Source organism: Daejeonella sp., assembly GCF_017495225.1.
GTDB lineage: Bacteria > Bacteroidota > Bacteroidia > Sphingobacteriales > Sphingobacteriaceae > Daejeonella.
On record NZ_JAFEIG010000023.1, the window covers coordinates 66665 to 78272 of the forward strand.

An 11608-nucleotide genomic window follows, 5' to 3' on the forward strand; every position below is an offset into this window, starting at 1 on the left:
AATGAAGTTTATTAACATTACTTGTAGTTTATTATTTTTTAGCAACTTTTTATTTGCTCAAACTGACAAAGCATTTTTTAATGAATTAAAGTCGCTTGAAGGCAAAACCTTTTATGGGAAAGCCATTTACATGCCCGATACCACAAAAGCGAACGATTTTTGGGGTAAAGAACTAAAATTTACGGTCAATAAAGGCAAAAACTCTTTTTTACGTTTACCCTTCCAAGTTGGTGAAAATAAATCGCGTACCTGGGTGCTTACAAAAAGTAAGAACGGAATACAATTAAAGCATGATCATCGCCATGATGATGGTAGTCCGGATAGCATCACCAATTATGGTGGTAATTCAGACCCTAAAATTAGCACTGCACTCGCGCAATACTTTCCAGCAGATGCATTTACTGCTAAGCTCATCCCAGCTGCCTCAACAAACCGTTGGATCATGGAATTTAGTCCCGATAAAAAGAAATTTTACTATATCCTTCAAAGGGATAATGTGATGAGATTTAAAGCAGAATTTAATCTTGAAAACTAAAAACAACAACAATAAATCATGAAAAGAATTTTAATTTTTCTATTAATCTTTGGATATTTTTCAGCCAATGCTCAAGAGCTAGGCACACTTAGCGTAGATAAAATTATGCGCGACCCCAAATGGATGGGTGTATCACCAAGCAACATTCAATGGGACAATAACAGTCGTACTATTTATTTTAACTGGAACCCAGATAAAGTTAAGGAAGACCCTCTTTATCAAATCTCAATTGATAACCCTAAGCCACAGCAAACAGCCGAAAACCAAAAGAAATCACTAAACAAAGGGTCTTTAAGTTATTCGAAAGACCGCTCAAAAGTGCTTTTTGAGCGCAATGGCGATATTTTTGTTGGAAATGTAAGCACGGGTCAAGAAAATGCAATCACCAATACTCTTGACAGAGAAAGCAATCCTGTTTTCTCGATGGATGAAACTAAAGTCTTTTTTCAAAGAGGAGAGAACTTATTCAGCATGTCACTAAATGGAGGTTCAATTGTACAGTTGAGCAATTTTACTCGTACTAAAAAACGTCCTGAAAGTCCTTTGAGTAAGCAAGATCAATGGTTAAGACAAGATCAAATTAATGAGTTTGACATCATCCAAAAGAAAAAAGAAGAACGCGAGGATAGGCTAGCAAAAAGCAAAGCAAATGCGGTAAAAGAGCCTAAAGAGTTTTATTTAGATGATCGTAGTAGTTTGGTAAGTGTGAAAATGAGTCCCGATGAAAAATACATCGCTTTCCGCTTAATGAAACGCCCTGAGGGCAATAAAAACACAATTGTTCCAAACTATGTAACTGAAAGTGGCTATACTGAAGATCTGAATACACGTACAAAAGTTGGTAATGCATTAGCACAAAATGAGAGCTATGTCTATGATTTAAAGCGAGATACTATTTATGCCTTAATTACTAAAGACATTCCGGGAATTAAAGATTTACCAGATTATGTAAAAGATTATCCAAAACAGCTTGAGGAAAGAAAAAAGAAGAATGAAGATCGTCAGGTTTCGGTAAACGGACCATTTTGGAATGCCGATGGATCGCAAGCAGTGGTGGTTGTTTCAGCTTTAGACAATAAAGATCGTTGGATCATGAAATTGGATCAAGCAAGTGGAAAGTTAAGTCTGCTTGACCGTCAGCGTGATGAGGCATGGATTGGCGGACCAGGCATTGGTGGTGCTTATGGTGGTGGAAATATTGGCTGGACCGATCTAAACACTATTTACTTCCAAAGTGAGGCAACGGGATATTCTCATATCTATACCATGAACCTAAAAACGGGTGAGAAAAAACAAATCACTTCCGGCAAATATGAAGTCCAAACGCTACAATTATCAAATGATAAAAAAAGCTTTTACTTCACAGCAAATATGGAGCATCCTGGAATTACCCACTTTTATAAAATCCCGGTTGTAGGTGGATCATCTGCTAAAATAAGCACTATGACTGGCGGAAATGAAGTGAGTCTTTCGCCAGATGAAAAGTGGCTCGCTATCAGACATTCTACTTCAAACAAGCCTTGGGAACTTTATATTCAAGAAAATAAATCAGGCGCAAAAGCTGAGCAGATAACCAATTCAGTAAGTAATGAGTTTAAATCTTATGCTTGGAGAGAGCCAGAAATGGTAAAATTCAGCAATCGCCATGGCGATGATGTGTATGCTCGTGTTTACAAACCAGAAAATCCAGCTCCATCTAAGCCAGCTGTAGTTTTTGTTCATGGAGCAGGTTATCTACAAAACGTTCACTATTGGTGGAGTCAGTATTTTAGAGAATACATGTTCAATAATTTACTAGCTGATAATGGCTATACCGTAATTGATATCGACTATACCGCAAGCTCTGGTTATGGACGGGATCATCGCACCGGAATTTATCGCCACATGGGTGGTAAAGACCTTACAGACCAAGTGGATGGAGTGAAAATGTTGGTTGAAAAATATGGTGTGAATCCAGAAAATGTAGGACTTTATGGTGGTTCTTATGGTGGATTTATCACTTTAATGGGATTATTCACTACTCCAGATGTATTCAAATCGGGTGGAGCTTTACGCTCTGTAACCGATTGGGCTCATTATAATCATGGATATACTGCCAATATTTTAAATGAACCCATTAACGATGAGCTAGCTTATAAAAGAAGCTCACCAATTTATTTTGCTGAAGGATTCAAAGGCAATCTTTTAATGGCACATGGAATGGTGGACGTGAATGTTCATTTTCAAGATATCGTTCGATTATCGCAAAGACTAATTGAGCTTAAAAAGGATAATTGGGAACTTGCTGTTTATCCTATTGAAGATCATGGTTTTATTGAGCCTTCGAGCTGGACTGATGAGTATAAGCGAATTTTTAAATTGTTTGAAAGCACATTAAAAAATAAGTAAAAACACATGCATAGTTTATTAAAGAAAGAAATACCAGAATAAAATTGTGGAAAACTTATTTGATACAAATAGCGAAAATTTGTAAATTTATAAAATAAAGGTTAATCACAATAAGGCTGTTTATCTGACATTAGTCAAACTCCTTACAACCATGCAGCGATTGTACATTGTAAGAAGGTTAAAAGCTTTCAATTTCATTTTTAAACTGTAATTTTTGGGAAAGCGGTCAGATTTTAAAATCTGACCGCTTTTTTCATTTTAGAGCTTTTTAACTTAGCCCATCAAAAATATTCCTACCAAGTTTTTCACGCCTAATCCCACAAAAAGCATTCTTTTTCTTTATTTTCGGTTTTTATGATTAACCAATTATGAATTTTCGCCAATTAGGATTTTATATTCTTTTTCTTATTCCTTTTAGCGTTTCTGCGCAAACATCGCCGCAATTTAATTCGGCAGAGCTTAAACTGGGACTTAAAAAATTAAATGTACTCGGATCTGCACTATATATTGCTGCTCATCCAGATGATGAAAATACTCGTTTATTAGCCTACCTCGCCAAAGAGAAGAAATTTAGAACGGGCTATTTATCGCTTACTAGAGGTGATGGCGGACAAAACCTCATTGGGAATGAGCAATCGGAATTATTGGGTTTAATACGAACTCAAGAATTATTGGCTGCACGACGGACAGATGGTGCGGAGCAGTTTTTTTCAAGGGCTATCGACTTTGGATTTTCTAAAACCTCCGATGAAACCTTTCGCATTTGGAATAAAGAACAAATTTTGGCTGATGCCGTTTGGGTAATCCGAAATTTTAAACCTGATGTAATTATTACGCGCTTCCCTGAAGATGCACGCGCCGGTCATGGTCACCATGCCGCATCAGCTATCATCGCAAGAGAGGCATTTATAGCTGCTGCCGACCCAAATCGTTTTCCTGAACAATTGAAATTTGTTGAGGTATGGTCGGCAAAACGCCTTTTTTGGAATACCTTTAATTTTGGAGGGTTAAATACCACGTCTAACGACCAAATAAAATTAGATGTAGGTGCTTTCAATCCACTACTGGGCAAGGGCTACGGCGAAATAGCGGCCGACAGTCGCACAAACCACAAAAGCCAAGGTTTTGGCAGTGCAAAACAACGGGGACAATCATACGAGTATTTTTCACATACTACCGGTGTGTCAGCTAAAGCAGATATTTTAGAAGATATTAACTCCAATTGGGACCGCATCCCAGGCGGAACAGAAATTAGTCGCATGATTACTCTCGCCGATAAGAATTTCGATATCGATAATCCCTCAAAATCTGTCCCGAGCCTAATTAATATCCTAAACGCTCTCGAAAAACTACCCAATTCTTATTGGAAAGAACAAAAATCGCAGGAATTAAAAGTCCTTATCGCGGGAGCGGCAGGATTATGGTTCGAAAGTTACGCTAGCGAGCCCACACATGCCCTTGGCGACCAAATTAAGCTTCGCCACGATATTGTTGTTCAATCCGATGTATCGATTAACCTGAGTGCTATAAATGGGCAAAAACAGGAAATTGAACTTAAAAATGGTGTGCTCAAAAATATTGAAGGAATTGCTGCTGCAGAAGCCATAACTGAACCCTATTGGCTTTTAAACAATCATGAATTAGGCACCTTCCAAGTCAAGGATCAACACTTAATTGGGAAAGCTGAAAATCCAGCTCCCATAACTGTAAAATTCACATTTAATATTGCCGGGAAAGAAATTAGCTATGAACGTGCTGCGATGTATAAATCTACAGATTTAGTTAGAGGAGAAGTCTACCAACCTCTTGTTATTGCCCCAGCAATTACAGCAACTATCTCCGAAAAAGCCTTTGTATTCATTGGAAATACGCCCAAAAAAGTTCAAGTTCAATTAAAAAGCTTCCGCAATGCAAGCAAAGGAACTGTTATTCCGGAGGTCCCTCGTGGTTGGACAGTTAAGCCCCAAAAATTTATAATTGAACTCCTTAAAAAGGGTGATGAGAAAGCAATTGAATTTGAAATAATCCCAACAGAAGCTTCAGAAGCTGGGAATTTTGCAATCAATATCCAAACGGAACAGGGAATCTCTAACCGAGGAAATAAAGTGATTAACTATGAACATATTCCTCTTCAAAACTTATTCCCTATTGCAAAAGCAAAAATTGAACGAATCGAATTACAAACAAAAGGTAAAAAAATAGGCTATTTGGCGGGGGCTGGCGATTTAATTCCAGAGTCACTGCAACAAGTTGGTTTCCAGGTAAATACACTTAGCGAAGCCGATGTAATGAATGGAAATCTTTCGCAGTATGATGCCATCATTGCTGGAGTACGTGCCTATAACGTAAATGAACGATTAAGTTTAATGCAGCCAAAACTGATGGAATATGTAAAAAATGGCGGGACATATTTAGTTCAATATAACGTTAGTTCGCCACTTTTGGTTGATAATATCGGCCCTTATCCTTTTAAAATTTCTCGTGATCGCGTTACAGAAGAAAATTCCGCAGTAACATTTTTAGAAAAAGATCACCCAGTTTTAAACTATCCTAATAAAATTACGAGCAAAGATTTTGAAGCTTGGGTACAAGAAAGAGGTTTATACTTTTTAACATCATTAGACCCAAATTATAAGCGGATTTTAAGCATGAACGATCAGGGAGAATCGCCAAAAGATGGATCATTAATTATTACCGATTATGGTAAAGGCAGATTTGTTTATACTTCTTTGGCATTTTTTAGGGAATTACCTGCCGGCATACCCGGAGCATACAGATTATTTGTAAATTTGATCACTAAATAAGAATAAAATGAAAAGCGAAAACACCTCAATTTATTACATTGTTCCAGCGGTAGTTTGCGGTATTGCAACTGCATGCGTAGTGACCGGTTCTGTAGCTTATATGGTTTTAGGCGCAGTTTTGGGATTACTTTCTGCAGGTTTCTGGATGAATGTTGTTGTTCCAAAAGATGGAGAAGCCTAATCAGGATCCCATTCCATTTGTTAAGACTTGGAACCAGTTTTATATTCTATTGATTATTTGGCTGGTTCTATTGATTGCACTATTTTATCTGTTCACAAAGACTTTTGAATGAGCGGCATAGATTGGTTAGTACTTTTTTTGACCCTTTTTGTAATTGTCGCTTATGGCATTTATAAAAGTCGCGGTACCCAAAATATAGATGGTTTTCTCCTCGGAAATAAAGCTTTTCCTTGGTATAGTGTAACCCTTTCGGTAATGGCGACACAAGCTAGTGCCATTACTTTTCTTTCGGCACCCGGATTAGCATTCTCCTCAGGAATGTCTTTTGTGCAATTTTACTTCGGATTGCCGCTAGCCATGATTGTGCTCAGCATCACCTTTGTTCCCATATTTCATAAATTAAAAGTTTATACCGCCTACGAATTCCTCGAGAAACGATTCGACCTAAAAACTAGAGCTTTAACAGCCTTCTTATTTCTCGTGCAACGTGGTTTATCGACAGGAATTACCATCTATGCACCATCCATCATTCTCTCTACAATTTTAGATATTGATACTACTTATACCACATTGTTTATTGGTGGATTAGTGATCACTTATACCGTTTATGGTGGCACAAAGGCAGTTTCTTATACCCAAATGCTGCAAATGACGGTTATTTTTTCGGGATTATTAATTGCCGGAATACTAGTTGTGAAGCTCTTACCAGAAAGCATTGGATTTGGAAAAGCCTTGCAAATTGCAGGCAAAATGGGACGTACCAATGCCATTGATTTCTCTTTCGACTGGAATAATCAGTACACCGTTTGGAGCGGATTAATTGGCGGTTTCTTTCTGCAATTATCCTATTTTGGGACGGATCAAAGTCAGGTGGGTAGATATTTAACAGGTTCATCGATTGGACAAAGTCGCTTGGGTTTATTAATGAACGGATTAGTAAAAATCCCGATGCAATTTTTAATTCTGCTCATTGGGGTTCTCGTTTTTACCTTTTATCAATATCATCAGCCACCCGTTTTCTTCAATAGTTATGAGTTAGGGAAACTAGAAAAGAGTGCATACAGCGCTGATCTTCAAAAAATAAAGAATGATTATTCGAATGCATTTACCGAAAAACAAAAGGAAATAAACCGTTTAGAGCTCGCTTTAGATGCGAAAGATGAAAAGGCTATAAATACTCAAAGAACGATTCTAGCAGCCGCAGATAAGAAAACAAAAGAAATTAGGCAGCAGGCTGTTGATTTGATGAAGAAAAATGACCCCGAAGCCGAGACAAACGATAATAATTATGTTTTTCTGAGTTTTGTTACGAAATATCTTCCTCAGGGATTAATCGGTTTGCTCATCGCGATTATTTTCCTGGCCTCCATGGGATCCACGGCAAGTGCATTGAATTCATTAGCTTCAACTACGGTGGTTGATATTTATAAGCGATTAATTAATCAAGAGGCTTCCGATGAGAAATACCTCTCCGTTTCGCGTTGGCTAACTATTGCTTGGGGAATTTTAAGCGTTTTTATGGCATTATTTGCCAGTAAAATGGGAAATCTACTCGAGGCCGTTAATATTTTAGGTTCACTATTTTATGGAACCATTTTGGGTATCTTTTTAGTAGCTTTTTATTTCAAAAAGATTGGTGGTTCTGCTACATTTATTGCTGCCATAATCACCGAAATCATCATTTTCACCTGCTGGATGATGGATGCCATGGCTTTCCTTTGGCTAAATGTTGTGGGATGCGCTTTGGTGATTCTAATAGCCCTAATTTTACAACGATTCCAGAAGAAGGCTTTAGAAGAAGCAGCGTTTTAACAATTATAAATTGTGATCATTCTTTGATTTTATCCTTTTGCTGAAAAAAACATCAAAAAAGTAGAGCACAACAATTATATCTACAAAAACAAAGAGATTAATTAAAAAGCTGTAAGAACTACTATCAAGGGCAAATTGGGGAATGGTAAATTCAAACCAGTCTGTTTCTGACGACTGGCTCCACTCTATTTTAAAGAATAGGATTCCTAATACAAATAAGATTGCGGATAAAAAAAACACGGCGATACCATTGATAAACCATTTACCAAGCAATGATTTTTGAGGTACCGGGCTATGTTCTAACTGGATTTTTTCCATCAAATTACGACCAAAGCTCATAGATGGTTCATCGAGGTCGAGTGCAGAAATTTGAAGATGAATTGACTTTATTTCCTCAAAAAGTGAAAGAAACTCAGCATCTGACTTCAATAATTGCTCAATAAGTTTTTTTTCCTCAACAGAAACATGTCCATCAAGATAATTCCAGATTATTTGTTCAAAGTTGTTCATAATAAGTCCCTCACTTCCTGCTTTAATATTCCTTCAATTTTTTCTCTAAGTCGCTGTCTTGCTCGATGCAATTTTACTTTTACAGTATTTGATTCCATGCCCAGAGCCTGGGCAATCTCTTCTAGCGACTGCTCACCTTGATAAAAAAGGGTAATAATTGCCGCATCTATGGTCGATAATTGAGAAATCGCCAAATTCACAAATTGCATTTTCGATTTATGTTCGACATCAATTATTGTATGATCAGATGAATAAGCTTCTAATTGAATAAGGCTTGTTTCATCGTCAATAGATTGTGTATCAAGCCTTTTCTTTCTCAAGAAAGTCATTGTTGTAGTATAAACTATACTGTAGAGCCAAGTACTAAATTTAGAATTCTGCTTAAAGGTATGTAAAGCTCGAAAAGCCTTGATGAAACTATCCTGAGCGATTTCCTCGGCATCTTCACGGCATTTAGAAAACCTCAAAGCAAGCGTAAATACAAATCGCTGATGCTGCTTAATGATTTGGGCATAAGCCATCTTATCACCTTGCAGCACCTGGCTAATTAAGTCTATATCTGATTTATCGTCTCGCATTAATCATGTTGTGTGACGCCATTTAGGATCTTTAGGTTACATACTGTAGAAAATAAAAAAACAATAATGAGATGTAACCTCTTTGAAAAGCGAGTAGTCTTAGTTTATAGATTCGACGAATGCACAAATTTGTAAACAATAATTAAAATACATTAATATGAATGAAGAAATTTTTATACCCATTTTATTAGGTTTAGGCCTATTCGCAACAATTTTTGGAGTGAGATATCTCCAAAATCAAGAAAATATGTTAATGATACAAAGCGGGATGGATCCAGGGATACGCAGGCCTAAAGGACCAACCTTCATAGCTCTTAAAATAGGTTTATTATTAATTGGAGCTGGACTTGGGCTATTTACAGCATTTGTGCTTGATAATACCATTTTGAACTTTGATGAAAATGGAAATAACCCAGCAATTTATTTTGCCTTAATAGCTGTTTTTGGAGGACTAGGGCTCTTTATTTCTCATTTAATTGAGATGAAAGAAAACAAAGAGAAATAAAAATTATAAGTTAAATAATCCCAATAGAGAATTTATCTCTTTTGGGATTATTTTTATGTTTTCGGAATAATCGCAACAGTTAACCTACTCACGCAAGTCATTTTCCCACGCTGATCGTATAATTTTATACCCCAAACATGGTTTTTCCCGCCAATATGAATGGGGGTACAAATTCCAGTTACAAAACCTGATTTTACAGGCCTTAAGTGATTGGCATTGACTTCTAAACCTACTCCAATATATTTTTCAGAATTTACTACCAAATTGGAGGCTACACTTCCCAGCGTTTCGGCAAGAACTACCGAAGCACCACCATGTAAAATGCCATAAGGCTGTCTTGTTTTTTCATTTACAGGCATGCGCGCAGATAAAGAATCTGGCGTAATTTCAGTAAATTCAATTTCTAGCACCTCTCCGATATGGCCTTTTGGGCGTCCGTTTAAATCTTCTAGACTAAATTCTTTCGCCCAAATCATAAATATCTTTCTTTTAAGATTCTTTGGTGATGATTCACATGACCTGCTAAAATATAAATCAAAGCACGAACACTAATCGGTCTATCATTTGAAATTCCTGATTGATTTAACTCCAATTCATTAAAAGAATTTAGCAAATACATGGTTGATTTCCGAACTACAATAAACTCATCCACAAGACTTTGCAAAGAACGATCGGCAAAATGAGCGTATTTTACATAATCATTTTCATCAAATCCCGGCAATGCAGTGCTATCCTGACGAGCAAAACGTAATGCGCGATAAGACATAATTCGCTCTGTATCAATAACATGACCTATAACTTCTTTAATGGTCCATTTGCCTTCAGCATAGGCATAAGAAGCCTTTTCTTCCGAAACAGCATTTAAAAATTTAGGAAATGAGTCGAGTTGCTGTTCTAGCTCTGCCAAAACATCATCACCTACGGTATCAATATATCCCTTATAAAAAAGGGGGAATTCATCAGCTTGTGGTCGTTGGTTCATAAGTCATATTACTTTTTAAAACAATGCGGAAAGTGGTGCCCTTTCCAATTTCAGAGTCCTTCACAGAAACGCTTCCTTGGTGGTAATTCTCAACAATACGCTTGGTTAGTGAGAGCCCCAAACCCCATCCCCGTTTCCTCGTGGTATATCCAGGTTGGAAAACGGTATCGAAATCTTTTTTCGGTATTCCTGAGCCGGTATCAGTAATATCAATAAATACCTGTTCTTTTACTAAGTTCTCCTTAACCTCAATTTTGATAATACCTTCATTATCAATGGCATTCACGGCATTTTTTAGAATATTTTCAATCACCCAATCAAACAGGGGAACGTTTACCAAGGCTTCTACTTGTTTATCACCAATCAAAATAAATTGAATCTTATCACTTACTCTGACTTTGAAATAATTAACATACTCTTCAACCACATCATACACCACATGGTTGTGCAAAATAGGTTTGGAGCCAATTTTTGAAAATCGATCTGCAACAGTTTCTAAGCGCTTCACATCGTTTTCCATCTCCAAAATCATCGAGTCATCTGATAGGTTAAACTTCGATTTTAAGAGTTCTACCCAGGCCATTAAGGATGAGATTGGCGTTCCCAATTGATGGGCGGTTTCCTTAGCCAAACCCACCCACACTTGATCTTGTTCCGATTTACGCGACGAATTAAAAACGCCATAGGCAATCAATAAAAATATAGCAATAAGCGAAAGCTGAATGTAGGGAAAGACCTTTAACTGGGTAACTAAAATGGAATCTTTGTAGTACACAAACCACTTTTCATTACTTAGGTTATTAAGCTCCAGAATTATCGGTTCAGGATGCTGAGCCTTCATTGCCTTGAGCTGATTTTTAAAATATTTAGGATCGTATTTTTTCTTTGAGTCGGCCTCCAGGTCGAAATTGGTTTTTGTACTATCGAGTCCGCGCCAAGTAACAATATTTTCTGCCGAATCTACCACAATTGCAGGCACACTTAAGCTATCCCGAATGCTATAAATAAAGCTAATGTATTCGTCGTTTACATCCGGCATGGCGATAATACTTTGCGTACTTCTTGCCCATAATTCGGCCCTAGTACGCTCTGCAGTGGATATATTTCGAACGAGGTAATTGGTGTACCACAGTGATGCACCTGCAATTAGGATTGCAAAACCGAGCAAAATAAACTTCCAGCGACGTTTCCTTTGATATGGATTCATATTCTTCAGCAAATTACGAAAGGAAATGCAATTGTAAAGGCTAAATGATGGAAAATTTAGTTTAATCCAGCAAAAGCATACCTAATTGTGAAAGGATTAAGATCGT

Annotated in this window: 11 protein-coding genes; 6 read left to right on the forward strand and 5 right to left on the reverse strand. The window is 37.1% G+C overall.

Annotated features, from left to right (window positions below):
- Window position 1 precedes the first annotated feature (1 nt).
- The 5 genes from QZ136_RS10280 to QZ136_RS10300 all read left to right on the forward strand — a co-directional run bounded on the left by QZ136_RS10280 (window position 2) and on the right by QZ136_RS10300 (window position 7720).
- A complete protein-coding gene (locus QZ136_RS10280) occupies window positions 2-535 on the forward strand; it encodes a hypothetical protein (RefSeq protein WP_291403134.1) in 534 nt (177 codons plus the stop codon).
- Between the two features lie 18 nt (window positions 536-553).
- A complete protein-coding gene (locus tag QZ136_RS10285; RefSeq protein ID WP_291403136.1) occupies window positions 554-2923 on the forward strand; it encodes a prolyl oligopeptidase family serine peptidase in 2370 nt (789 codons plus the stop codon).
- Window positions 2924-3291: 368 nt separating this feature from the next.
- Window positions 3292-5727, forward strand: coding sequence for a PIG-L family deacetylase (locus tag QZ136_RS10290; RefSeq protein ID WP_291403137.1), 2436 nt, complete (start codon window positions 3292-3294; stop codon window positions 5725-5727).
- Window positions 5728-5734: 7 nt separating this feature from the next.
- On the forward strand, window positions 5735-5908 hold the full coding sequence (locus QZ136_RS10295; protein ID WP_291403140.1) for a hypothetical protein: 174 nt from the start codon (window positions 5735-5737) through the stop codon (window positions 5906-5908).
- A 108-nt stretch (window positions 5909-6016) separates the two neighbouring features.
- Complete coding sequence (locus tag QZ136_RS10300) at window positions 6017-7720, forward strand: sodium:solute symporter (protein WP_291403142.1); 1704 nt, start codon at window positions 6017-6019, stop codon at window positions 7718-7720.
- Window positions 7721-7723: 3 nt separating this feature from the next.
- Here QZ136_RS10300 and QZ136_RS10305 read toward each other — a convergent pair whose 3' ends face one another.
- Together QZ136_RS10305 and QZ136_RS10310 are read right to left on the reverse strand one after the other, a co-directional pair.
- Window positions 7724-8230, reverse strand: a complete 507-nt coding sequence (locus QZ136_RS10305; RefSeq protein ID WP_291403143.1) for a hypothetical protein — start codon at window positions 8228-8230, stop codon at window positions 7724-7726.
- Entirely contained in the window at window positions 8227-8808 is a 582-nt protein-coding gene (locus tag QZ136_RS10310) for a sigma-70 family RNA polymerase sigma factor (RefSeq protein ID WP_291403145.1), read from the reverse strand. Before QZ136_RS10310 ends, QZ136_RS10305 begins: the two co-directional genes overlap by 4 nt.
- Window positions 8809-8965: 157 nt before the next feature.
- Between QZ136_RS10310 and QZ136_RS10315 the strand changes: the two genes are divergently transcribed.
- Entirely contained in the window at window positions 8966-9313 is a 348-nt protein-coding gene (locus QZ136_RS10315; RefSeq protein WP_291403148.1) for a DUF6249 domain-containing protein, read from the forward strand.
- Window positions 9314-9366: 53 nt separating this feature from the next.
- Here the strand turns inward: QZ136_RS10315 and QZ136_RS10320 are convergent, their stop codons facing one another.
- The 3 genes from QZ136_RS10320 to QZ136_RS10330 are packed head-to-tail and all read right to left on the reverse strand — an operon-like array spanning window position 9367 to window position 11502.
- Complete coding sequence (locus tag QZ136_RS10320) at window positions 9367-9789, reverse strand: hotdog fold thioesterase (RefSeq protein WP_291403150.1); 423 nt, start codon at window positions 9787-9789, stop codon at window positions 9367-9369.
- Window positions 9786-10295, reverse strand: a complete 510-nt coding sequence (locus QZ136_RS10325; protein ID WP_291403152.1) for a DinB family protein — start codon at window positions 10293-10295, stop codon at window positions 9786-9788. Before QZ136_RS10325 ends, QZ136_RS10320 begins: the two co-directional genes overlap by 4 nt.
- Complete coding sequence (locus QZ136_RS10330; protein ID WP_291403154.1) at window positions 10273-11502, reverse strand: HAMP domain-containing sensor histidine kinase; 1230 nt, start codon at window positions 11500-11502, stop codon at window positions 10273-10275. The genes QZ136_RS10325 and QZ136_RS10330 overlap by 23 nt, the downstream gene beginning before the upstream one ends.
- Between the last annotated feature and the right edge of the window lie 106 nt (window positions 11503-11608).

Coding starts and splice junctions, on each gene's coding strand:
- QZ136_RS10320 (WP_291403150.1), bottom strand. CDS start 9,789: ATGATTTGGGCGAAAGAATTTAGTCTAGAAGATTTAAACGGACGCCCA.
- QZ136_RS10330 (WP_291403154.1), bottom strand. CDS start 11,502: ATGAATCCATATCAAAGGAAACGTCGCTGGAAGTTTATTTTGCTCGGT.
- QZ136_RS10325 (WP_291403152.1), bottom strand. CDS start 10,295: ATGAACCAACGACCACAAGCTGATGAATTCCCCCTTTTTTATAAGGGA.
- QZ136_RS10280 (WP_291403134.1), top strand. CDS start 2: ATGAAGTTTATTAACATTACTTGTAGTTTATTATTTTTTAGCAACTTT.
- QZ136_RS10300 (WP_291403142.1), top strand. CDS start 6,017: ATGAGCGGCATAGATTGGTTAGTACTTTTTTTGACCCTTTTTGTAATT.
- QZ136_RS10285 (WP_291403136.1), top strand. CDS start 554: ATGAAAAGAATTTTAATTTTTCTATTAATCTTTGGATATTTTTCAGCC.
- QZ136_RS10295 (WP_291403140.1), top strand. CDS start 5,735: ATGAAAAGCGAAAACACCTCAATTTATTACATTGTTCCAGCGGTAGTT.
- QZ136_RS10305 (WP_291403143.1), bottom strand. CDS start 8,230: ATGAACAACTTTGAACAAATAATCTGGAATTATCTTGATGGACATGTT.
- QZ136_RS10310 (WP_291403145.1), bottom strand. CDS start 8,808: ATGCGAGACGATAAATCAGATATAGACTTAATTAGCCAGGTGCTGCAA.
- QZ136_RS10315 (WP_291403148.1), top strand. CDS start 8,966: ATGAATGAAGAAATTTTTATACCCATTTTATTAGGTTTAGGCCTATTC.
- QZ136_RS10290 (WP_291403137.1), top strand. CDS start 3,292: ATGAATTTTCGCCAATTAGGATTTTATATTCTTTTTCTTATTCCTTTT.